The 26,408-nt window shown below is 43.7% G+C and carries 12 protein-coding genes; all 12 read left to right on the top strand.

Going from position 1 to position 26,408, the window contains the following annotated elements:
• Positions 1–798 precede the first annotated feature (798 nt).
• The 12 genes from RDO37_RS03405 (at position 799) to RDO37_RS03350 (ending at position 26,197) form a co-directional block, all read left to right on the top strand.
• Positions 799–1,053, top strand: a complete 255-nt coding sequence (locus RDO37_RS03405) for a hypothetical protein (protein WP_308498112.1) — start codon at positions 799–801, stop codon at positions 1,051–1,053.
• A gap of 4,301 nt (positions 1,054–5,354) precedes the next feature.
• Positions 5,355–6,968, top strand: coding sequence for a methyl-accepting chemotaxis protein (locus tag RDO37_RS03400; RefSeq protein ID WP_308498111.1), 1,614 nt, complete (start codon positions 5,355–5,357; stop codon positions 6,966–6,968).
• A gap of 1,394 nt (positions 6,969–8,362) precedes the next feature.
• Positions 8,363–10,060, top strand: coding sequence for a methyl-accepting chemotaxis protein (locus RDO37_RS03395; protein ID WP_308498110.1), 1,698 nt, complete (start codon positions 8,363–8,365; stop codon positions 10,058–10,060).
• A gap of 910 nt (positions 10,061–10,970) precedes the next feature.
• The gene (locus RDO37_RS03390) at positions 10,971–13,292 is read left to right on the top strand and encodes an AraC family transcriptional regulator (RefSeq protein ID WP_308498109.1); all 2,322 of its coding nucleotides are present in this window, start codon (positions 10,971–10,973) and stop codon (positions 13,290–13,292) included.
• A 733-nt stretch (positions 13,293–14,025) separates the two neighbouring features.
• Complete coding sequence (locus RDO37_RS03385; protein ID WP_027939010.1) at positions 14,026–14,331, top strand: hypothetical protein; 306 nt, start codon at positions 14,026–14,028, stop codon at positions 14,329–14,331.
• A 1,459-nt stretch (positions 14,332–15,790) separates the two neighbouring features.
• Positions 15,791–17,485, top strand: coding sequence for an asparagine synthase B (gene asnB, locus RDO37_RS03380; protein WP_027939011.1), 1,695 nt, complete (start codon positions 15,791–15,793; stop codon positions 17,483–17,485).
• Between the two features lie 633 nt (positions 17,486–18,118).
• Positions 18,119–19,150 (top strand): hypothetical protein, encoded by a 1,032-nt coding sequence (locus tag RDO37_RS03375; RefSeq protein ID WP_308498108.1) that lies wholly within the window; start codon positions 18,119–18,121, stop codon positions 19,148–19,150.
• Positions 19,134–20,000, top strand: coding sequence for an NADAR family protein (locus RDO37_RS03370; RefSeq protein WP_308498107.1), 867 nt, complete (start codon positions 19,134–19,136; stop codon positions 19,998–20,000). Before RDO37_RS03375 ends, RDO37_RS03370 begins: the two co-directional genes overlap by 17 nt.
• A gap of 916 nt (positions 20,001–20,916) precedes the next feature.
• A complete protein-coding gene (locus tag RDO37_RS03365) occupies positions 20,917–21,807 on the top strand; it encodes an AzlC family ABC transporter permease (RefSeq protein WP_308498106.1) in 891 nt (296 codons plus the stop codon).
• Positions 21,807–22,121, top strand: a complete 315-nt coding sequence (locus RDO37_RS03360; RefSeq protein WP_027939014.1) for an AzlD family protein — start codon at positions 21,807–21,809, stop codon at positions 22,119–22,121. The genes RDO37_RS03365 and RDO37_RS03360 overlap by 1 nt, the downstream gene beginning before the upstream one ends.
• Positions 22,122–23,243: 1,122 nt before the next feature.
• Positions 23,244–23,522 carry an HU family DNA-binding protein gene (locus RDO37_RS03355; protein ID WP_027939015.1) on the top strand — a complete coding sequence of 93 codons (279 nt, stop codon included), beginning with the start codon at positions 23,244–23,246 and terminating at the stop codon, positions 23,520–23,522.
• A gap of 758 nt (positions 23,523–24,280) precedes the next feature.
• On the top strand, positions 24,281–26,197 hold the full coding sequence (locus tag RDO37_RS03350; protein WP_308498105.1) for a SurA N-terminal domain-containing protein: 1,917 nt from the start codon (positions 24,281–24,283) through the stop codon (positions 26,195–26,197).
• Positions 26,198–26,408: the final 211 nt, after the last annotated feature.

Here is a 26,408-nt window from a genome sequence, read left to right as displayed (position 1 = left end):
TACTTTGTGGTAAGAGCATATGAAACGGCCAATTTGTCGCATTCTTAATAGTCCTAAATCAGACCGTTATACCCACTAAAATTGCCTTTACAAACCCTAGCTGTCAGAACCACCCGCTTAGCAAAGTGACAAGGTCAACTTTTCACATAAACGGAGCAAAACGCACTATCCATGTTAATTGCTCCATCTGGGGTGCAAATCCACACCAAACAATGTTCACTGCTTAAGCCTAATTCTGCTTTTCATAGGCGAGAACCACATTCCATACTCGGCTATCCGCAGCCACATAAGTATCTACCGTACTCGAGCACGAATAGATCATACCCGACCATCCTTAGACTTTTCTTAGCGTATCTAGGCACGCCAAAAAATGCTTATTTATCACAACCACCAACTAACAGACAGTGTAGCTATGTCCCTTGTTTACTAATTTATGCAGCAGACCACAACAAGGACAGACTCCAAAGCCTACAATCCATAGCGTATACGTTGATACTGTTATTCAGCACTACTTCTAGCAAGGCATGCATCGACTCGATCGAGTAGATAGACACAGGTGAACTTCATAACACTAGCTTATGACTCCTCAGCAACACTTATGCTGATCAAACTGAAATAGCAACAGAGTGCTTCACTAGCTGCTCAGTGTGAGCTGCACTCTAAGAATGCTGCCTATAGAACACCCATAGCTGAGCAACTTTTGAATGTGAGATCGGGCTCTCCTGAACAGAGTACTTATGAGCAATGTACTTTGCTACAATCGAGAAAGGTCATGTTTATTTAGAAGGATGCATGTACATGGGAAAGATTCAGGAATACCGCGAGAAGCTGCAACAAGTATCACCTGACGATGTGATCATCAAATACATCGGTAAGATCGATGGCCACTACTTCTATTTAGTTGATTACACTGAGTACCAGGGAGATATTGGTCCCCCACAGATCTTAGAGATCGATTCAAAGAATCCTGACTACGTTACAAATCACTGCAGTATTGAGTTCTACAGCCAACTAGTGAACCGCTTCCCAAGATCTTTTAGAGCAAGCAAATAACCCTGCAATCCAACATCACTACCTAGCCCCATATATTGACTGTGAATTGCTCTGGGGCTTACACCCTATCCTCGATACCCTCTAATCATGCATTTAGCCAGCAACCATACCCGCTCATCACGGTCTTATCCACACAGCGCTGCATTAATGGTATGACTTAGCATGGCTCATCTATGACTAAAGTACATGCATAAGCTATGGACGTACACGATTTAGGCTGATGCAGTATCCTATACCTAATGACATTCCGCTTAACTCTCAACAGCACCGACCAAAGCTTTTTAAAGATTAGCCTACACTCCTCATCCTTCACTGGCCATCAGGCACCTCAAGAAGCTTAGCACTTAGAGGTAGCATGACATGAAGTAGTGGGATGCTAAGCCATAGATAGCAGATATCAGTAATTACAGAGCATCGGCATGCCAGGCATAGGCACTTCAATACATATGCTCAAGTATATGCTTCCAAGCTCTAGTGCAACGATCTTGATGTTACATATGGTCACATTGCTTCTTTCGTAGAGACTGAGCCTATAAACAATTGGCCATGATGCAGTCATACCTAGCCTGTAAGCCACCAAGCCTACCTTGTTTCAATCGTCGACTTGCTACAATTGCAGCTCTCATGAACCACTACTGCTAACAGCCATGTGGATTTCTAAACTAAGTAAGGCAAGACAATAGGCTCATTAACTCTATCTACTTGAGGTAGCAGCCCATGCCCATGCCCATGGCAATCAATGCAGTGGAGTGCAATGCTATGTGATGCGATGCAGCTACTCCATGGTTATTTGGCTGTAGGATTAGGCCATCATATTGGCTAACTGAAATTACTAAATGAATGTTGTCTGTATAGTTGGTGATTGCCAAGCTACAGTGGTGAGGCTAAAGGCTTGTTTGCGCTGCGGTCAATGTCGGTTTGAAGCTTTGGCTTATGGTGCTTTTTAAGGCGCGTAGTTAAATGGTCGACGAGCTCAATCAAAGCAAGCGCTAATGAATGTATAAATGATGGCTGCAAGTGGTGTTAATTGAGATTGTAAAGTCATTCAAGCTTGTGTTGTCAGTGATCGATTTGTAACGTTTCACACTCACTCATGGCCATGAACTGGGGTTGTAAGTGGCTATAAATACTTTGTGTCAGTAGATCTTAGATACAGATAGTAATGTGTGTAGTGTCGATAAAAATGCATTGTAGATCTATTTTTATCTAGAAATTGATTGACTAAGTAATAAAAGCGTGAGTCGCTGATATAAATCACATTTATCAAGGTTTTCTATATAAAGCCAAAGCTTGAATGTGATCATGATCTCACCTTGTTAGTGCAAGTCTTTTATTTGACCAAAAACTACTCTTTCTAAACTTTATCTCTAGATTAGTGTGATAGAAATCGGATCTTATCCCCTATTTTGCTTCATTGAAAAGTCCACCAACTACGTATAACGTGCACATGTTTTGTGCGTTCTGTTAAGAACATGTTAAACGATAATGTTTATCACCTAGATATGTAAAAAATGCTGTTTACAAGATCCGCATATTTATGGGATCACGATTGTCCACTAACCAACTTGCGCACAAAGTATTTAAATTTAAACACATAGAATTTTATACTTTGTGTAAATCTGATTGAATAAATTTCGCGCTTGGCTACAATAGTACTTACACAGGAACACCTCTTCTTTTCGTAAGAAAACTTTGCTGTGGTTGACGATGTATGGAAGGCACTCTTTAACGGGTGTTATCTTACATACTAGTAAACCACCTTTAGTATTTTCTAAATAGGCAAAGGGAGTTCCAAAGAGTGACAGTCTTTGTGCTTACACAGAGTCTTAGTTGCTTGATTGCTGACTAACTCCTTAGTTTTCTAAGGCACGTGGTCAATCTAACAAAGTTTAGCTTAGCAAGGTGAGCATACTTGTTCTGTTAGACTAAGTTAAATGTAACAATCAAACAAACCGAGGATTAGGTGCCTGATCAACTAAAAAGTTGACCGACTGTATTTGAAAGTAGCGAAAGCTCTTACAAATTCCTGTGTTTGGTGCCTAATTATGCTTGGAAAGCATAGTCTGACGACGGCGAAGATTTAGTCGTACGCTCAGACTCACTTATGTCTTCTTTCACATGCTTTGGCATAAGTTAATCAAAAACAAACATATGGATATTCGTAGACACTTGCAATCCTCCGGGATTGCAGGTGTCAGCATTCACTTTGAATGCAAACTTTTCTTCTCTAGTAGAAATAGATTTCTTAGCGCTTCACTTATGACACTAAAAGACATTAGTCCTAAGCTAATGGCTTATATATTTATATTGTCTTTTGCTATTGGAACCAACCACAGCCATAGATAATCAGCATGGAATTGTCTTAGTGAAGCGTCATTCAGACCCTCGTGATCTTTCCCCTGCTTGCTTTTACCAAGACACCATCACAACTGATTAATCATAATACACTCTTATTGTGTCTACAATTTTCATCTAGCACTACGCTATCAAGGCAACATTTCCGGCTGTAGCCCACTATATTGACCGCCATTAGCATTCAGAACAACAATTAGCTGCCTATCTTAACTGTGCAATAGAATGAACTAGTGATTAGTACCCACACTACAGTATCGACCAGTAGTAATGGATAGTCGAGACAATATAGCTAATCAAAACTGACCTGCAGCTCACTACTACCTTTATATGTCCCCTTTCTTGTTAACTGAAAGCATGTGCTCGTGATGAGTGCTTGAAAATATGGTTCACCTTCAAGCTATCAAAGCAGCGGCTTATTGATTGGCCTAGCTCCCTGTCCCCTTCCATGGCTATAAGCAAGTGGTTGAGATTCATGAGATACTTCTGCGCGTTACGTATTGCTAACTAATTGGTTACTTAGAGCATAAGCTTTTGTGTCTCCATGAAAGATAGATTTTGGTACTTCGTGAGCCACTCTTTCTAAGCTTGTTTAATCGACTCACTGATCTGTCCGCTAAATATACTGGGGATTTGTGACGCCAATAGCCATGGCACAGCCATCCCCTGTAGTTAGTTACTTTATTAACGAGTCTCTCTGGAGTCAAAGCATTAGTTCAGCTACATGAGTGTATGTGGCTCGTGTATTGATAGCTATATGAATAATGGTGCCTTGATATAGCTATCTTTATGAAGGTTATTTGTATGGACAGCACGGCAGCTTGCTAGTTGCAGGGCAGTTTGCTAGTTGCAGGGTGATTGGCTCGGATTAGTGACTCTACATAGAGTTCTGAAAGCATTTGTATTGCTTGGCGGCTGTTGATTGCTTTTTAGCAGTTGATTGCTTTTTGTACGGCCAAATGGTGCTGGTAATTGAGGTAGTTTGCAAGATTTGCATAACAATGAATGGAATTACAGTCAATTTTGAAAGATTGATGGCTTATATTCAATCTAGATGACACTTTTGCTTAGGTTAGTTTGCGTAACTTGTATGTAAGTTAGTAGGCTTGAAAGGCGTACATACGCCAGAGTCGCTGTTTTAGCATCAAAAACGATAAAAATGATAGTTGTTTTCAGTAGCAATGTAGTGATCTTTTGATAGAATTGTTTTGAGCTTTTAACCCGTGATGCTGTAACTAGTTTCACTTTTTGCTAGTCAAAATATCCGCACGCTTTTCTTGATTGTCTGCATAAGCATAGGCTTACTTGAAGTGTGAGATACGTCACGACTTAAACTTAAAAGCTAAAAACAATGAGAGATGCATCTCAGCTTGAGTTTAGTACTGTAAACATCACTGTATTGTTTTAATACAATTTTGATTTAAGTGTTGAATTTGCAAGAGACAATGCTCTATCATTGTCAAATCATGCCTATCTGTATGGTTGAACAGTATTAGGCTAAAGATTTTTGTCCTCATGCAGATTCAATGGACCAAATGCTACTAAGCTGACATCCAAAGACTTGTTCCAGACCCTTCTTTATTGTTGTGGCTGGATAGAGAGCAAGGAGTTAGATTTATCTTTAACTAGCTTGCCATTGCACGGAGGACGGCACTGCAACAATATCAATTGATGTTCAGGTTGATAAACCTAATGTTGCCTTCGTGCTTTCACATGCTTACAAATGGAGTTTAGGTTCTTCAGATATACAGTTTATTCTGTGTTTTGGCGAACCTTTTATAGTCAACAACTATCGGTGGCCAATGTTTTTGCCGCTAATGGGTGTGCAATAGTTTTTTGTATTCTCAGGCATAAGCAGTACTACCGTAATCAGACGAGCATAATGCATTCATAAGAGTGATGGGCCCTTTTTGCTTTTTTATTCTTGTGAGTGGTCAGGGTAGACACATATGAACTTATTTAAACTGGATTCTATTAAGGGTAAGCTCTTAGCGTGCTTCACCTTAGTACTGGTTTTATCATGTACTATTTCTTCTATTGCCATTAGTAATCTGTACTCTGGCATTAAGACTGCGGGCCATCTGCAAACTGAAGTTGTAGCATCCTTTGCCCGTATTAATAAAGCGCAGGCTGATATCAGTAATACTAACTCTGCCTTAATCGCCTACCTCACTCCAAACATGCAGAATGATGCTAATCAGCGTGCTGTTAATAACTATATTCGCGATATGAATCAGTCTGTTGGTGCATTAATTGGCTCAAACCCAGAGACTGGACCTCTTGTCGAGAACATTAGGAACCATGCTCGTATCATTGTAGACATCTTCGAAAAGGACATTACTAACCTCATTCGCAATAACCGTCCTTTTGAGGCTTTAGAGCTTTACTTAAACAAGATTGCTCCAGCTGTTGACATTATCTCAACTGATGTTGAGAACCTAGTTCAGCGTCGCGTTAACGACATCGTAAGTTCTTCTGATGAGCTTATTCAGACCAAGACCCTGACTGTTGTTATCATCTTAACTATCATTCAGATCATCATCTCCCTGTCTATTGCTTTATTCATCTCTGGCAATATTCAGAAGGCTATTTCCAAGCAGGTTGCTAATCTGCAGGCTCTTGAAAGCGGTGACTTCACCATCCGCTTTGAGCAGTCAAGCAATGACGAGTTTGGTGTTCTCAACGACACCATGCGTAACATGACTGAGAAACTGCGTGAAACCCTTAAGGATGTTATTGGTCTTTCTAACGAGATCAACCAATCTATGACCCAGGTTGAGAGCAGCTCCACCAACATTTGTGATCAGATGAATTCTGCTCAGAGCCAAGCTGTTACTGTTGCAGCTGCTGCTGACGAGATGGTTGCTACTACTCAGAACATTGCTAAGAACTGCTCTGACGCTGCTAAGTCCGCTGAAGACTCTTCTAACCTCACCAACGAGGGTATGGAGTTAGTTAACTCTGCTATGAACTCCATCATGTCTCAGTACGAGCAGATGAAGCAGAACGCCGCAGCTATGAAGACCTTGGTAGACCAGGCTCAGACCATTGGCTCTATTGTTGGCACCATTGACGAGATCGCAGCTCAGACCAACTTACTGGCTCTTAACGCCGCTATTGAGGCAGCTCGTGCCGGTTCAGCAGGTCGTGGATTTGCTGTGGTTGCTGACGAAGTTCGTGCTTTAGCAACTCGTACCACTGCATCTACCACTGAGATTCGTGGCATGGTTGACCGTATTCAGGCTCAGACCACTCACGCTACCGAAGCTATGCAGGCTAACCTCGAGAGCATGTCTACTGTAGCATCTGATTCTACTCATGTACGTGAGACTCTTGAGAGCATCTTAAACTACGCTCAGGAAGTAAACTCTCAGATTACTCAGATTGCTACTGCAGCTGAGCAGCAGTCTTCTGCAAGCACCGAGATCTCCAACAATATGCAGGAAATCACCCATACCTCTAACAGCGTAAATCAGATTGCTTTAGACGCACGTCAGCTCTCTGTAACTACCGCTGAGCGTTTAGAGAACCTGCTCGACGATCTCAAGTTCTTCAAGATCTAAGAGAAGATTTCTATTCACACTTGCATGTTCTAACATGCACCTTATCTCAAGCCCATCTTCCTCACAGTCGATGGGCTTTTTTCTGCCAAAACCACGCACCCAGTGCAGCAACTGCAGCAACTGCCGATCTTGTTACCAGAGCAACCACGTTCTTCACTGCACTAACATTTTGCAGAACTACCTGCATTAATAAGACTATTCCGCAACTGATCGCCATTCTTTAAAGATCACAGATTAAAACTACCAAACAGCCTCCAAGCCTTAAGCCTACGCCCTGTCCTCAGGATCCACAGCAAGTCCCCAATAGCCTTGCCATAATCATTGAGACCGTATATTCACGGCCTATACCCAACGTTATTCTCAACCCATTACCTTAAACTACGAGAAGTGGATCTGATCTGTAGCAGTCGTTCAACCATTTTATTGCAGTCAATGATTGACGCCTATCCACGTTGTGCACCGCCTCAGTAGACGATTTATGCAGTCTGTTGATTGCTCCAACAACGGTTAAAGATGGATAAGGTGCTTGAACAGGATTTGAAGCATTCTGCAGTGATTAGACATGGACGCAGATATGATGCATACATCCATGCAGCGTGTTTCTCCCTGTTGCGAATGTCTGTAAAGTTGACGTGATATTACTATGCCATGTTCTACTTTAAAGGCTGATAACGAGAGATGGTGTTGATCTTGTATAAGACATTCATACGCAATGTTGTGCCTGGCGTACTAAGCATGAGGTATCACGCTATGCTAGACGCTCCCGGGCTTATTGCGCAAACATGTTCATTTTTACTTCATTGCAAAGTGGTGGTCTTTGATGCAGCTAATGCACAGCGATGAATTGCACTCTCTATGAATTATGGGCAGATTGCTATTGATTTTAATTTTGATTAGGCGCGGTTTGACTCTGGTAGGACTACTACTTTGGGCTATGCACGTATGATAGTGGTGCGCAAAATGCACTGCGTTCATATATGGATCAGTCTATATGAGTGATTATGTTGTCTTTTTTGCAAGGTAAAAATGATTATCATGTAGTCATGGTTACAAGTATACAAGTGCACATGTAATTTTACGTTTAGAACTCTTAAGTTTTAGATAAAGCGCATGTATGCTTGATGTAGGCTTTGAAACCATAGTCAGTTCTAATTAAGCTAATGTTATGGTTTTGTAGGCTATACACACTATGTTTTATGTATTACACGTCAAATAGTCGTAAATCTGTGTGTGCTTTTTTTCACATACAGCATAGTCTTTCTGTTAATATGATAGAGATTAGTACTCGTAAGTACTATGGATGCCATGTAGACTAGCTTTGTGGCACCTTTTAGAGTCGTACGACTCTAAAACGATAGCTAGTTATCTTAGTCACCTGGAACTAGGAAAAAATCATGAATTTTATATACGAAGCCCCTTATCCAATTAAGACGAAGCTGCTGATATGTTTTGCCATCGTGCTCATCATGTCATTTGCTGTATCTGTTATCTCCGTTACTCAACGTGTAGAGACAGTTAACGCTGCAGTAGACCTTAATCGTAAACTTACTGGTAACTTTACTGTATTAGTCAACACCATGGAAAAGACTGAAGTATTTAATGCTCAGCTCTTTACCTATCTTGACTCTGAATACACTAATACTGAGCTTCGTAAGACCCTCGAGTCCTCTTTAAACGAAATTGCTGAGGGTGTTGATAAGCTCAACGTCAATGATCCTGATACTGGTGTTTATATGCACACCGTAAAGGGCAATGGTATTAAGTATATTGAGTTTATTAAACAGAGTGTTTTCCCACTATTTGATGCTGGCAAGCACGCGGATGCTCTGCACAACTATATTCATGATGCTATGCCACTGCTTGAGGGCATGGGTGTTGAGTACGGTAAGGCTGTTAAGTCACGCTTCCAACAAATTGATGAAGCTTCGGTGATTTTAACTAACCACAATCCAACTGTATTCATCATCATTTTGACCTTCTTCCAGCTGGTGTTCTCCTTTGCGATCTCCATGGATATTTCAACTTATATCCAGCGCAATGTAACAATTCAGCTCAATGCTCTTACCTCCCTTGCTAAGGGCGACTTCTCTATTAATGTGAAGCCACAGACTGAAGATGAGTTTGGTCAGCTTGCTGAGTCTATGCAGATCATGATTACTAAGCTGCGTAGCTCTATGATTGAGGTAACAACCTTAGCAAGCGCTATTAACGGCTCCATGAATGAGATTGAGCAAAACTCTAATACCATTTGTGATGCTGCAGAAACTGCTCAGACTGAGTGTGTATCTGTTGCCGCTGCAGCTGAACAGATGGCTGCAACTAATGCTAACATCGCTGAGAACTGCACCACCGCAGCTAAGTCTTCTCAAGAGTCTCACAAGTTCACTGAGACTGGTATGGAGAATGTTAATACCACTGCAACTTCTGTTACTGAGCAATACGAGCTCATGGAGAAGAATGCAGAAGCTATTCGTGAGTTAGCTGATGAGGTAGAAAAGATTAGCTCTATCGTAGGCACCATTGACGAGATTGCCTCTCAGACTAACTTACTGGCTCTTAATGCTGCTATTGAGGCGGCTCGTGCTGGTGAGGCTGGTCGTGGCTTTGCCGTGGTAGCTGATGAAGTTCGTGCTCTTGCAACCCGTACTACAGCATCTACTCAGGAGATTAGAGGCATGGTGGATCGCATTCAGGCAGATTCTGCTGCAGCAACCACTGCTATGCAGTCTAACCTTGAGAGTATGTCTTTTGTTACTACTGAGTCCGTTGAGCTTAAGTCCACCTTAGGCCAGGTTATGGAATTAGTAAGTGGCGTAAACGATCAGATTGGTGTGATTGCAACTTCAGCTGAAGAGCAATCTACCTCCTCTGCACAGATCTCTACCAACATGCAGCGCATTACTGAGTGCACTAAGCAGGTTAACGAGCTTGCTCAAGTATCTCGTAGCGCTTCTGTTGAAAACGCCTCCCGCTGCCAGACTCTCATCAACAACCTCTCATTCTTCAAGGTTGAGCCAGATCCTGTCGTAGCCAAGGCTGACGATCAGACTCCAAAACATGAATACAAGGAAGAGCAAACTCTAGCCATCTAACTAGACCGCTTTCCATCATATTTCAAGGCCCAGTTGGACACCATCCTTCTGGGCCTTGTCATCTATATACTCACCGCAGATCTTCCCATTTGTAAACCGCCATTAGCACGACCTCGTTCGTATCCATTCCACCATGATCCTGCCATTAGCACTTCATTGCTCGTATCCCTTCCACCAGGATCTTGTCATTTCACTGCGTTCTCCATTGCATGGCCATTTGTAAGCCATCTTGCTGCGCCTTGTAATGGTAGATACCGCACACAAATAGACAGTCTCAAATATAGCGACCAACTTTAACGAATCACTACCCCAGCCTAGGGATTTAGAAGCCTATTTATATAGCCCATAAGTGGTCGAGTGCTTTATGCAGCCAAATAATGGTGGCGCTTGGTCGATTGTGCTTGAGGTGTGTGCGTAGCATTGCTAAGTCATCGCAGTTGCCGTTTGTGAAACGTAGGGTAATGCTTTGGTCGCAAAACCTTAGCTTGCAAGTTTTTGCAGTCACCGGCCGTAAACTATTGCATTTTTATGACTAAATGGGTCTATGGTTGATGGCTTGCACTTGATCTTTGTTTATGGGCTTGTAAGAGGCTTGTTTATCGCAAAGGTTAAGATATCTGCTTGATTTTGGGTGTTTTGCAGCAGTTTGGTGGCGCTGTGGCGTGTATGGGCTTATATTTGGGATTGATGCGTGTAAATGACCGCGTATGATGGATGTATGTGATGTGTGAAGTTAAATGATGTACCCGTGTATTTTTGTTATGCATAGGCCTTGAGTCATGCTAACATACGATGACACTCTACTAGGCTATGTCTTAAAAATGCGAGGGCACGATAAAAGTGCTTTAGATTATGTGGTCAGTGCGCTTGTAGAGTCATTGTTGTCGATACATGATTTTGAGGCCAAAAGATGCGTAAAGCTAATAAAGCGGCATTTACGAGTCGCCGTTATCGTGAGCTCATGCAGAACAATCGCTTTGAGTGCTATAAGCACATGGATGCTAATCCAAGCGAAGATGTTGAAATTTGCCCTCACCATCATGCATTCTACGAAATTATCTTTATCGTAGAAGGTGACTTCTACTACGAGGTCGAAGGTCGTCCGTATCACCTCTCTCGTGGCGATGTCATCTTAATTGATGAGCTGCAATTCCACCGTGGTCTTATTAACCATTCTCAAGGTTATGAGCGTTACGCACTGTGGATTCATCCAAAGTACATGCAAAGACTTGCTAAGCGTTTTCCTAAGCTTGATCCGCAGTACTGCTTCTTACAGCTCAACTCCGATAACAACAATATTCTCCATTTAGACGATGCCTCTTTCTCTGAGCTTAATCACGACCTTTCACGTCTATTCTTAAGCTTCTGGTCCAAAACTCCATCTGATGAAGTACTTTCAGAGTCTTACTTTGCCATTATCTTAACTAAGCTCAATCAAATTGTGCATCGCATGCAGGCTGGTGAGGAGATTCCAACCATTTCAGCCACTTCCATGAACCACTCCGAGTCTGCCATCGATATCACCTCTAAGGCCTTTGCTGCTGTATACAATCAGCCGCATGCACTTGGTTCATCTGAGCTTCTAGAGCAATATGCTCCTGATGGCTATATCACTCCTGCAGCTCAGTCACCACTCATCACTCATCCTGAGTTTCACAGTGCCCCTGGTCAGTCTCATGAAGTAGTTTCAGCTGTTGAGATCGCCAACTCTGGCATCACCGGTCATGCTGAGGCTAAGGGTGAGCATATTGATACTGCGCAAGCCTCATCCGTTACTGAGGGTATGGCATCATATAACAGCATGGGCACTTATGAGCTCAATTCACCTGAAAGACAAAGAGCTGATGCTGCGCGTCAAGCTGCTGCAGCTCATGTACCAAATGGTGGTGCGCATACAGCTGATAGCGCCTATCTGAGCGTTTCAGGTCATCAGGATCTGTCACCAAACCTTGCCTCACTGCCTCAAGAGATGATTGAGAAGCACCGTGCTGCCCTGCCAAGCAATATTGCTTCAACAGGACGCCGTGGCTCTTCTACACCATATGGTTTTGGCTACCGCTCTACAGATAATCTCCACTCAGCTTTAGAGGCTCTCAACTTCAATTACGATGAAGATAAATTCTTAAACGCTGGTGTAGCTGCTACCTTGAGTTTAGTTTCCTTTGCCTCAAGCCTTGGTACTAATGTTCACAATCCACCTGCAGAAGATATCTCTATCTTTGATGTAGACCCAGAGAGTGATGACAATTACGTACTCAATGAAGGCGGCATTCCTAACGATGGCACTGAGTATCAAGATGTCTATGTAGACACAGTAGCTCATGCTCCTCACCATGGTCAGTTAAGCTCTCATGCGCATGATGACTTATTAACCGCTCATGCTAATGAAGATCCACTGCAGCATGCCCATCCACATGTCGACTCATTAAACCGTACACAGGATGGTCATTTAGTGGATAGATCCATGATGAGCTGCGATAGCTACGTACAAGGTATTAACTACGACAGCTCTCAATTTGGTCCTATCGCCAATAGCGTGCGCTACTCAAACTCACGTACTCCAAACGCCATCTTAAGTGCAGATAGTGTTACCACCTCTCAAGCACGTGCCGTTCGCCTTAAAAGAACTAAGGACAGTGCTGCAGCTGTTGGTCTGCATCCAGATGGTAAATTCCATACCATGCTCATGCAGGCAGAAGGAGCCACCCCTGCTCCTATTCGTGAGCATCAGAATGCATTTAACCAGCAAGCAAATCTCCATGGATCACCTGTAGCTTCTTCTCATGACGATGATTTAGATTACGATGAGATGAACTTAGACATTAAGCTCTCTGAGCGTCTCAAGTTATCCGCCCTGCTCCAGCACATTAATCTGCATATTAACGAAAACTTAAGTCTTGATGAGCTTGCGCAGCGCTTTAACCTCTCCAAATTCTATCTAACCAGACGCTTTAAGGAGCTTACAGGTCTGTCGCTGCATCAGTTCATCGTTAAAAAGCGCTTAACTCGTGCTCGTTACCTCATCTCCGTTGGTACTGATCCATACTGCGCTGCAGTAGAAGCAGGCTTTAATAACTACTCCCACTTCTCACGTACCTTTAAAGCCTACTTTGGTCAAAATCCAAGTACCATCCCTCAAGCTAACAAGCTCCATGAGGGCGTGCAAGATCGCACCGCTCCGGTCACCAAGGTCAACGAGACTCGACCAAGCCCAGATCACCTCAAGAGCTGATCCTCAGAAAAACCAAGACCTAATCTCAAGGCCATAGCTCATAGGCTATGGCCACCTCAGTAACTCCCCAGTCATTGCCTCACCACGACCCACGCCGCATAAATCAACTAGTATTTACAACCAGCATTCTCTTCTCAAATCTCCACCCACACAAAACGCAAGAAAAGAGTATGCAAATATGACCTGCCCAAATGGCCGCAGTTCATCTAGCAAAAATCACCCTTCTCCACCACGCCCAATATCAACAGCCACAGAGGCATCATGTCCTGCGCTGCTTAATACTCGTAGCTAATACGAACCTGATACGAGGCACTATTTTATGAGTAATCCCAATTCAAAGAGCAATTATCAAAAGGATCACAGCACCTAGCAATGAGCCGTCGCCTCAAGCCCACGCAACCACGATTAGCGCCTTACAAGCAGTCAAATGCAAGCAAAAAAAGCAACAGGCCTAAAACACCGCAATCAACTATTCATAATGAGCTGCTAAGGCGCTTCTTGCCTTAACCACGTGTTGCTGCTTGCTCTGTACAAAGGGACAGCTGATAGCCCTTTGAGTTGCGAGCCCTTCATGCTCTGTAAGGTTTAAGCTCTTCTATAGGCCATGGGATAAGCTGTGATAGATGTGGTTTGCGGTAGCATCATGCGCTTAGATATGGCATGTTGAGGCGCATGACTGTAGAATATGCAGCAGTTTTGCAGCATGTGCTGCCTATTGCAGTTGGAGCTACTTATGTACACTGGCAACCACGAACAGATTTTAGAGAAGATTGCTACTCTCAACGAGACCTTAGCTAAGATGATTGCAGCAGCCGATAAAGATGCTGATGTTGATCCTAAGGTATTAGATATTCGTTGCAAGACCATCAAGCAGATGATCATGGAAGTAGACAACTCTTTAGGCGATCTGCACGACATGCTCGATACCATGCAAGAGTATGATGAGGAAAACTGGCCAAAGGGCGTCAAACTCGTTGATGAGCTTGAGTCTAATACCCAAAAGCTTGTCGAGTACCTCCGTTCCATCGGCAAGTACTAATCGCCCTGTTAATTCCTCTTTCCAGGCTAACTAATGCTAAGTACTGCTATCTGCCACCACAAGCAGATAACGTCGTTAGCCCACTCATATCTGCAGCTTGTTAGCAGGCTGCGGATAATCCCCGCCTACAGACCTATCCTCCCTTGCATCACCTTGCTACAAAGCGTAGCTATCTTGATTCACCGACTTTCCAGCAATATCCTGCAAAGCTCGCGTTGTTTATAAGTTCTTATCGACTTTCTTAATTAGCCAACTAGCTCTTATCGTTGTGCTGTTGTTGGTATCAGCCGGTCAGGCTTGCGGCTTTCAGGATTGTAGACTGTCAGACTTGTAGGCTTTCAATTACTCCCTTCTAATTTGCTCATTTGCTTGGCTGCTTTTGCATGGAAATGTGCGCTGTTCTTTTCCAAAGATATTTTAGGTAAATGCCCTCTTTACTCATAAAGCTAGCCTAACTGCAGCAAGCCTGCATTTTAGACTTGGTAAGCTTTTTAGTGTGGCTTGGCAAGTGTAGCTGTGTAGTACGTTTGGGTGCACGCTACCTTGGATGGGTTATTTGGTGATGAGTTGAGTAGCGATTGGCTGTGTAGCTATAGGCTGTGCACTTATGCACTGCGCTGTATTCAGGGCTATTAGCGTGGTTATGAGTTTCTTAGGCTCATGCTGCAGTGTGGTGGCAGAAATTGTGGAGCTAATATGGTTTTAGAGGCATATTGTGGCTAGGACGTTGTCACAACTTTTTGGAAAACTGTAAATATGCTGATGCTCATAGATGATATTTGATTGTGGATCACAGTCTTTTTATAGGCTTAAGTGCACTTTTTTTAGGCGAACAGGGTTGTATTGCTTCAAAGATCGTGGGTATTTGAACCAAAATGGCACTAAAAGATCGCCGCTTTTTGGCTATGTTGGAGGCTTGATTGCTTTGCAACTATGGAGTGAGTTATTGGCCTTAGCTTTATTATGTATTGCAGATAATGGCTTATATAAGCACTTATTACCGACATATTGTGGATGAGTGTTGCTATTTTTAGGTGATGAAATTGCTTATCATTTAGTAAATGACTCATTTTAGTGCAGTACTGTTTTGCCCTGAAATTGCGCTTTACACACCACTTCGTTAGAATGTTGTTAAGTTTCTAATCTATCTAAGGAGCTATTGCGTCCTTTGATAGAGGCCTCAAGTTTTATTAGTAGCCATAGCTTACTTTAGCTATAAGCATTGCTAATAAGTACAGCAAGTAATGGTGTTATCCCATATACAACTTGCGAGGCCCCATGTAGCTGACGTGCTGCATGGATGCAGCATGGTTTCAGATAAGAGAACTCTTAAGTGCTTGCACGAGCTTGTAGAAAGTGAATTCTACATAAAGCTCTGTTTAAAACCACTTGTTTTAAGCGCCTGATGCGGTGTGCAGCCTTTTGTTGATTCTCACATTTACTTGGAATGTAAGATCTCATGTGTTCAATTTTCGGCATTTTCGATATTAAAGAGAACTCAAAGTCTCTTCGTACCCAAGCTTTGGGCCTCTCACGCCTGCAGTTGCACCGTGGTCCAGATTGGGAAGGTATCTACCAGAGCGATCACGCTATCGTCGTACACGAGCGTTTATCCATTGTTGATCCAGGCAATGGTGCTCAGCCGCTGTACAATGACGACAAGACCCAGGTTTTAGCTGCTAATGGCGAAATCTACAATCACGTACAGTTAAAGTCCGAGCTTAAAGATCCTTACAATTTCAAGACCGGTTCTGACTGTGAGGTTCTCCTGCCACTGTACCAAGAGTTCAAGAAGACCGGTGAAGTTTTCTTAGACCGCTTAGTTGGTGACTTTGCTTTCGTTATTTACGACGAGACTGATGACAGCTGGTTCTTAGGCCGTGACCACATGGGTATCGTTCCTATGTATATCGGTTCTGACAAGGAAGGCCGTTTCTACGTTGCCTCTGAGATGAAGGCTTTAACCCCTGTTTGTGACACTGTAAAGGAGTTCCCACCAGGCCACTACCTCTACTCCAAGCAGGATCTCGAGTTCCACCGTTACTACAAGCGTGACTGGATGGAATACGACAACGTAAAGAACAACAAGTCCAACATTTCTGAGCTTAAGGAAGCCTTAATGGATTCTGTTAAGCGTCAGTTAATGTGCGACGTTCCTTACGGCGTATTACTCTCTGGTGGTCTTGATTCATCAGTTATCTCTGCTATCGCTAAGCTCTTCTCTGAGCGTCGTGTTGAAGATGGCGGTAAGACTGAGGCATGGTACCCACGTCTGCACTCCTTTGCTATCGGCCTTGAGGGTGCTCCAGACTTAAAGAAGGCACGTGTAGTTGCTGACTACTTAGGTACCGTTCACCACGAGATTCACTACACCATTCAAGAGGGTATTGATGCACTGCCTGATGTTATCCGTAAGATCGAAACTTACGACGTAACCACCATTCGTGCTTCTACCCCAATGTACCTCATGGCTCGTTACATCAAGGCTATGGGTATCAAGATGGTTCTCTCTGGCGAAGGCTCTGATGAGATCTTCGGTGGCTACCTCTACTTCCACAAGGCTCCAAATGCTAAGGAGTTCCATGAGGAATTAGTACGTAAGCTCGATCAGCTGCACTTATACGACTGCCTGCGTGCTAACAAGTCCTTAATGGCTTGGGGCGTTGAGGGTCGTGTTCCATTCCTCGATAAGAAGTTCTTAGACGTAGCCATGCGTTTAAACCCAGAGGATAAGATGTGCCCAGGCAAGACCATCGAGAAGAAGATTCTGCGTGAGGCCTTTGAAGGCATGTTACCTGATGAGGTACTGTGGCGTCAGAAGGAGCAGTTCTCTGATGGCGTAGGCTACTCTTGGATCGATGCTCTGCGTGACCACGCTGAGAAGGAAGTTACCGACAAGATGTTTGCTGAGCGTGAGAGCCGCTTCCCAGTTAACACCCCAGTTACTAAGGAAGCTTACTACTACCGCTCTATCTTTGAAGATATCTTCAAGCTCCCATCAGCTGTTCTGACCGTTCCATACGGCAAGTCTGTTGCTTGCTCCACCCCAACTGCTATTGCATGGGATGAGAAGTTCAAGAACATGGCTGACCCATCAGGTCGTGCTGTAACTGACGTTCACGATTCAGCTTACGAGATGGGCCACAAGCTCTAATTTAGTTTTCATAACTATTCCTCCTATTAAAAACTAGCCGCAGTTTCCGATCTGCGGCTTTTTTTTATCTCTACAGCCCCATCAAATCACATCAAATCACAAAAAATACCATCATCCCTGCCCACTCCATTTCACCTCACTTCACTGAGTTAGCATGTCTTTGCTACTTTTACTTTGGCACTCAATAAATCTTCTGCCACTTGTTCTTTAGCCGTTCAGTCCTTGATGCAACTTCGGTCTTAGAACCTTAAGATCATTACTATCCCGACTTGAGGCTCTTTGGCTATTTAGTCCTTGGCAATCGGTTGCGTTTCTTACAAGCAAGGTCAAATCGTTGGCATTCTGTGGCCAATGCATACTTAGATAGTGAGATAACTTTTGTTTCTTGCTGCTTGTTGCTACAATCCACGCCATAATTTATTGCCATGGAAGTAAGAGAGCAGCCGATCGTGCTCTTGCTCTGCTTAGCATTTGAGCTATGGATTTTGGCTTAGATGCATACTCGTGCATCTGCTATGTCTTGGCATTAGCTGTATTACCATATTGTGATGGTGAATGTGCTGAGGCTGCAGCAGCTTGCGTGGTGAGATGGCTTTTCTATTTTTTCTTGATTTTGATTGCTTGAGGTTTTTTATGAGGTTTGGTCTTATACGTGTTCCGTATTACCCGCAGTTAAACTGCCTCAATCGCATTGATGTAAATGCCTCAGCAGTCATGTCAGTGCTTTTGTTTTGGCTAACTAAGAGTCGTGAGCCAAGCTACTGTCCTAAGCATCATCACTACAAGCTTGCGGTTAACTTAGGCTTAGAGCTTAAGGATGTTGCTCAGTGCTTTGATGCTTTATGCGACAAAGGTGTCTTTGTGGCCCATGAGATCACCATTGCTCCAAAGGTTGTTACTGAAGAGTCGGTGCCTAAGGTTGAGACTCGCTATTCTTTAGACCTCAATGCTCTGCAGCAATTACTTGCATCATTAGGCACTAATCTGTCTATCAAGCTACTTAAGCATGCAGCTGATGATAGCTTTGACTTCTATGGACAGATTGAAGAGAAGTTTTTACCACGCTATCAGATCTTACGTGGCTATTTGAGCGGCAGTGACTTTGAAAAGGCCTCTTTACTCCTGTCTAAGTTTGCAGTCTTTGTAAATGAGTACTGTGAGGAATTTGCTATCAAGGCCATTGCGCCGGGCTGGAAGCTACTGTTGCAAGTTCCAATGGACTCTAAGTGGGATGAGTATGCCAGCGAGCTTAATGTACGCTTCTTACGTCCTAGTGAGCGAGCCTTTGACTTTAGCTTTACTGATGGCAACTTCTTCTTGCCTGACTATGCTGAGCACCAAGCTTTAGAGCACATCACCAAGCACTATAAGCAGCGTGATAACTACTCTGTAACCTTATGTGCTGCCATGATGCTCCTCTTGCAAGCAAGCTTTGAGGACAAGCTAACCTATGTCTCTGAGATCAGCGTAGCCAACCTCAAAGAAGCAATTGAGCTCTTATGCACTTACGACCATGAGATTGCTAAGTCTATCAAGCTCAAGGATGACTACTACACCTTCAGAGAGCTCAAAGACGAGATCAAAGCAAGTGAGCAAGAGCTCTTTGACAAGACTTTACAAAAAGCTCTTACAGGGAATCACAATTCATATGTCACTGCAGAATAAAACCTTAATGCCGCCACCTTGGCTGGCTAACCGACATATAGAATGTTGCTCGATTGGCTGGCGTATGGGCTATGGCGAGTATTACTTAGACCAATTTCTCGATTGGTTTGACTCACTTTCAGATGAAGAACAGTTTGAATACCGTACCCTCTTTCCTGAACCTTTAACTTGGAAAGGATGGTGGGATAAAGAGCTCAGCGACGATGGACTTGAGCATGGTGGTTTCTTTGTGAATACATGGCAACCACAAGGAAGACCAAAGTACAACCTTAAGTGGCTGCAGCAAGAGTTTGCGCATGGCAATACTAAAGAGATGTGCCACTTCTGGGGTAATCAGCCCTCCAAAAACGGCAAGATTACCAAAAGCTGCTTCAGTCAGTGGTGGAAGCAGGACTTCCGTGCCAGGTCACATACTTTCCTTTATGCTGAGCAGTATATGATGGCGAGCAAAGCCAGGCTCTTTGGCGATGATGAAATCTTAAAGCAAATTCTCGCTTGCGATAATCCTAAGCAAATCAAAGACTTTGGCCGTAAGGTGCGTGGCTTTGATGAGAAAGTTTGGCACAAGTTCAAGTACACCATTGTGCTGCTTGGCAACTGGCACAAATTTAACCAAAACCGTGACCTTCAAGCCTTTCTCCTTTCAACAGGCGATAAAATCCTAGTAGAGGCTAGCCCGTACGACACTATCTGGGGTATTGGCCTTGCAGAGAACTGCAGTGAGTCCCAAGACCCAATGCTCTGGCGAGGACAAAACCTACTTGGCTTTGCGCTCATGGAAGTACGCGATGAGCTACGCCGTGTCACCCAAAACGAAGGGCTTTGCGACTTTAGCACCGTCGAAGATTAGCTCAATCGTTAAGCCGCTGCGCCACAAGACCAACGCATGTCAGTGACAGAGTTATCGGCACGCGGCTTTACGTATATGACAATTGCTGCCTCGCAGTCGCGGTGACTTATCCTTTTCTACAGCAACAATAACTTGCCATCCTCAAGGCTAAAGTGCGCTTCAAAGGTCATTTGTGTGTCACAAACACTACCTCAGCTAAAAGCAAAATGCATCTACCGAAACTAGTCCAATAACTGCATGCAAGCGACATTATGTATGCAGCCTAAGCAATGATTTCAAGGCCTAATATTGACTCCACTCATGTGCAAGTGAGCAATCATCAAGACATCACAAGCTCATTTACTACGTACAAAAGAGAGTAACTACAGCTGCAGCATAAGCGATAAGTAGAGCAGAGCAGCTCTCGACATGTTTCAAACTTCGATGAAGGCACATGCTTTAGCATTGCTGACGCTATTACTTATGGTATTTCTACAGCTACTGCCATTGCCTTGGCTGTGGCGGTGGCTGTAGCTGTGGCTATTCGAGCCGTATAGTTCTGGCATTTGAGCTTATTTATGGCTTTGAGGATATATTGCTGCTTACAAATGGCGCAATAGCCGCTCTTCTGCTGCCCATGTTTAGCTCATTGTGCACAATAGCATCTCATCTGAATTGAGTGTTGCTCAATAGATAGTATGATTAGCGTCCTAATATGATGGGCTTATTTAACCCTGATCTTTTAGTGATGCTTGAAATTGCCCATCACAAGCTTTTTTGCCAAGCTTGCAAGCTCATACACTGCTGTTTAGCGCAAAGCACTTAGCTAGATGATAGCTTAAGTGTATGAGTCTAAGTGTAGTGGCATCTTTTGCACTTGTTCATAGCTGCTATGCATGGATAGCATGCTTGTTTTTATCAAACCATAAGGCTGCATATGTTCTCAGAAATGAGGCGCGGTGTTTTGACCGCTTTGCCCGTACTTTTAGGTATCTTTCCTTTAGGCGTGATCTTAGGCGCTCAGGCTGCTCACGTTGGTCAAGCTCCAATTACCACCTTGCTTATGACCGGTATTAACTTAGCTGGTGGTAGTGAGTTTGCGGCATTGGCCTTATGGTCTGCGGTGCCTCCAATCTTAATGATTGTGATCTCTACTTTCCTCATCAATAGCCGTCATATTGTCTTAGGCACTGCTTTAGCTCCATATGTGCGTCATGAAGGTGGCTTTAGAATTGCGCTCATCTACTTTTTGATGTGTGACGAGACCTGGGCTTTATCCATGCAGGATATTCAAAGACGCAATCTTGAGGCAAAGCCTTTTGCTTTTCACTTCTACTTAGGCGTAGGTCTAGCACTTTGGATTTGCTGGTGGTTTAGCTGTTTTCTCGGTGCGGCTATTGGTAGCAGCATTGGTGATCTCAACAAGCTCGGTTTTAGCATTGCTCTGCCTGCGACCTTCATTGCACTTGCTATTGCCATGCGTCCTAAGAAGAAGATCAACTATATCCCAATTGCGATGAGCTTTGCTGCTTCTGCCTTGACCGCAAAGTACGGCAACTCTAGCTACTGTGTTGGTGCTGGTGTTCTTGCTGGTCTCATTGGTGCCTACATTATCCGTGTCTACCAAGAAAAAGCTGGCTTAATCGCCACCCAAGGCGATCTCAAAGAGGTTGACCTTACAAGCGATACAGTGAACACCCAAGATACTGACGATACAGCAAATGATAAGGCCAGCGATGCTAAAGGCAGTGCACAATCAACTGACACTGCAGCTAGTGCTCATGATGCAAAGAAAGCACATGGTTTAGACGACAAGGAGGCTCAATAATGGAACAGCTATTGGCCTTACCAAATATCTATGAGTTTATAACCATCATGGCAATGGCTATAACTACCTACTTTACTCGTGTTGTAGGCTTCTTATGGCTTAGAAAGCACACCATGTCTGAGCGTTTTAAAGCCGTACTTGAAAATAGCCCTGCTATTGTGATGATCGCGGTGGCAGCACCTGCCTTTATGACCGATGACATCAAAATGCAAATTGCCCTGCTTGCCACTATCGTGATTGCCTTTAAGTTCAACTTGGGCATCACCATCGTAGCTAGCGTAGCCATGATGGGCATTATGCAAAACTTCTTCTAATCAATATCATCAGACTATCGCTGCAGCTAGCAGCAACAAAATCAAACCTCTTTGCTGGAGCTGACCATAGCAGCCCGTGGCGATAGTCTAAAGATGCATTTCAAGTTTAAGGGAGCTCATGCTCCCTTTTTCATATCTACTGTCAGATCTCAGTTTCTTGCACGTAAAACTCGAGTTGCAAAACGAGAGGCGAGAGCCTTTTCTTAATCAATGCTTAACAGTCATATTATGCAACAATGTTAGTGTTGTGTTCATGAAGACTGTTGCTACGCCTAGCTTTGCGTGGATACGTAGAATTTATATAGCATCTAAAAGCTGATGTTTATGCTGTTTTAAAGACAAGCCTCACGGTTTTGCATAGCTCATGAAATGCAAAAATTCTCTTGGCATTTAAAACTTGTGCAAAAACGTGCGCAAAGTGCGTCGGATCGGGGCCTTGCGTGAGTTTTTTGGGTGCTCTAGTGCTCGTTTTGCAGTCAAAAGAGCTACAAATTGAGTTCTAGATCTACTTTTTCAGCACGTGGTGCTTTCTTTTTAATGAAAGTAGGCATAATGATTCAACAAAGCTATCGCAACTCAGGTCCGATATGGCTTAGGGTCAGCTAGATTTTCTAGCACGTGTTTGTTCTCTTTTTCAAACATGCTTAATCTTGAGACCATCATGAACATTATGAGCAAGCACAGAACATATGCACTTGACTGTGTGAGCTGCTGATGAGGCATGCACTTAAACCTGATGAGACAGCTTCATAGCTTGAGCTATCATCACAAGCATTATCAAAATGGATCTAGCAGATAAACCTTTGCTACTTGCTAACCACTTGAGAGTGCTTAAACAAGTAATTATCGGAATGAGTGCAAAAACCGCATAACTGCTTACAGCTCAGATGGACAGCTTCTAAATCACCAGCTAGATGTTGGCAGATAGAATTGTCAGAGCGTTACATTAAGATACTTGGCCATCACCCATAATCAATTAGAGCCTAAGGTGAGATGTAACAGCTCATTTATCACTAGAGTCATAGAGCAGCTGCTTTCCGGCTTATAAGGGCTACCATCGTTTAGGTTTCTTCTTAGTTATCCGGAGACTCAATCACCAACCTTTGACATTGGAGTTTTAAAGTGAATAAGAGTGAGTTAGTTGAAAGTATTTCCAAGAAGACTGGCCTCAGCCTCAAGCATTCCCAGCTTGCTTTAAAGGGATTCTTAGATGCTGTTAAAGATGAGTTAGCCGACGGCGGCGAAGTTGCTTTAATCGGCTTTGGCAAGTTCTACGTTCGTGATCGTCCTGCCCGTACTGCACGTAACCCACGTGACGGCAAACCGGTTCAGATCCCAGCTTCTAAGGCTCCAGTATTTACCGCTGGTAAGCCATTCAAGGATGCTGTAAACGGTAAGTAAGAACACCTAACATCTTGCAAGACAAGATGTTATCTGCCCCGCCTGGCGCATTTTGGTTGTAACAGCACCAGGCTGCACTCATATGAGTGGCATCTTAGAACTTCTAGCTGTGCTAGATTCTTAAATCCAGTTCTTTACAACCACTTGTGCCATAACGCCTGCTTGTGCCCTCAGCGCTAGTAGGCGTTTGTATTTATGCACAACCCAAAATCCAACTCCACAAGACAAAAGAGAAAGATCGCACCCACGATCTCATCAAGCAGTCCTCATTAACCTACCCCAAGCTTTCCAGCCAACCTAGCGGCCAAAAGAAGACGTAACTCCCCCTGTCTTCAAACTCTAAGAGACACTATATCCTGTCTATTTAGTGCAAAGAGCATTGCAAACATGCCAACCAAGCCGTATTCAAAAGATCTTGAGTGATTAGACAATGGCATATAAGCGCTTGCCTGTGCTAAAATCCCGACTTGCTGTCGTGTGCAGCTAAGATTTGAGCATATGCATTTCGACACAGTCATTTACTTTTGAGCAAATTACTTGCACATGCAAAAGCTTTCTTAGTATCTCTGATGGGGTGATCCTATCTTATAGCTAAGTTGTAATGAGTATCATTACTACCTTTAGACACAATGCAAAGCTAGGCTTAGCCTAGGCTTTAACTTTGTCTAGCAGGCAGCAGCACATTACAAGATAAGCACTCTTGTGATCTTGCTGCAGCTTTTGTTAAATGCAAAGACTGAATTTGCGGGGAATTTCGGATGTTATCGGACAAGCTGCGCGATGGTGCCAACTCCAAGGGCTTTAAGCTCCTGCTCGCACTCATCGTGATTTCATTTGTGCTCACTGGTGTGGGCGGCTATTTAATTCCACGTTTGAACACTGATCCTGTCACCATCGGTGATTACAAGATCACTTCTAACGATTGGAACAATCAGTACAATCAGCAGGCTCAGCAGCTGCACCGTTTACCAAACGGCTCTGCCATGCTTGAGAATCAACAGTATGTTGTTGAGCTTAAGAAGCAAGTTCTTGAGCGCATGATTAACAATGTTGCTTTTAACAGCAGCGTATGGGATATGGATATCCGTATCGGCGACGAGCAGGTACGTGACGTTATCCGTAACACCCCTGCTTTCCAGAAGGATGGTAAGTTCGACAACGATCTCTACCTTGCCTCTATTCGCAACATGGGCATGTCTCCAGACTACTTTGGCGAGCAGTTACGTATCTCCATCATGTCTGAGAGCGTATCTCGTCCTCTGATGTCCGCATCTTCACAGCCTCTTCCATATGAGCTTAACACCATTGCAAAGACTATTTTGCAGACTCGCGTAGTTAACCTCTACACCGTTGATGAGGCATATATCAATCGTAACCTGAAGATCAGCGACGATGAGATCAAGGCTTTCTACGATGCTAACCATGACAAGTTCATGGCTCCTGCCAACGTACGCTTTAACTACTTACTCTTATCCATGGACGATCTGCGTAAGCAAGTAGAAGTAACCGATGAGAAGGTAGAAGAGTTCTACAACATGTACTCTGAAGACTACCGTCTTGAGGAGCAAAGACAAGCTGCTCACTTACTCATCCGTGCTGGCTCTAAGGATGCTGACAAGCGTATCGCTGCAGTTGAGGAAGGCTTAAAGAACGGCACTCCATTTGAAAAGTTAGTTGCTCAGTACTCTGATGATCAGTCAACTAAGGATAAGGGCGGTGATATGGGCTTTGTAACCCGTAATCAGTTAGCCGCTGACTTAGATGCTGCTTTATTTGCTCTTGAGTCTGAGGGTGATGTAAGTGCTGCTATCACCGATGACTATGGTACCCACTTCATTAGCTTAACCTCCATCAAGCCAGAGCACACTCCAGCTTTAGCTGAGGTTAAGGACAAGGTTAAGGCTGCCTATATCGAGGCACAAGCTCGTGAGCTTTACAACGAGCGTGTAACCACCATGTCCGATATGTCTTTTGAAAACCCAGACTCATTAGACATCACCGCTGAGAAGCTTGGCATGAAGGTTATGACCTCTGATGTAGTTGCTCAAGGCGATACTGAGGCTAAGTGGCCATTCAATACCAAGGAGCTGCAGGATTTAGCTTTCAATGAGGAAGTGTACAACTCTGGCATCAACTCAAACGTTATTGCCTTAGATGACAACAACTCCATCGTTATCAACGTAACTGAGCACCACGATGCCTCTTTACGTCCATTTGACGATGTAGCTAAAGATGCTAGTGCTATGCTGCGCACCGATCGTATCAATGAGGAAGCTTTAAAGACCTTAACTGATGTTGCAACTAAGGTTGCTGCAGATGCTAATGCTCAGCTCCCTGATTACGTAAAGGTGCAAAAGGATGTAGAGGTTAGCGGTGCTAACACCACTACCAGCCAAGAGTTTGCTCAGGCAATCTTTGCTCTGCCACAGGATACAAAGTCTGCTCACGTTATCGACAAGAACAATAACGTTCAGACCTTAGCTGTCTTAAACAAGGTTGTACCAGCTGTTGAGGCTGATGTACCAACCTTCGAGAACGCTGTGTACCCATCCTTAGCTCAGTACCTCAATCAGACCACTCAGGACGCCCTGTACCGTCAGGCACGTACCCTCAACAAGATTGAGTACAACCAAGAGGCTATCGACCTGGTAACTCGCCAGAACGACCTCGAATAACACCCCATTCCCAACGCAATCGCGTTCTAGGCTCTGCCACCTCGGTGTCAGGGCCTTTTTTATCCCCAAAAGCTCACCAAACCCTACCCACTCAAATTTACACTACTTCGTCACAATCCAAATTCTTTGAACGTATGTGTACGATATTTGGGGGGTATTAATATAAAACTGGCATAACTATTATGAACCGCATGTTTATCAGTTTTTTTGG

Source organism: uncultured Anaerobiospirillum sp., assembly GCF_902485895.1.
In the GTDB taxonomy this organism is placed as follows: domain Bacteria; phylum Pseudomonadota; class Gammaproteobacteria; order Enterobacterales; family Succinivibrionaceae; genus Anaerobiospirillum; species Anaerobiospirillum succiniciproducens.
The sequence above is the reverse complement of the archived record's forward strand: the minus strand, read 5'-3'. Positions and strand labels throughout refer to the sequence as shown.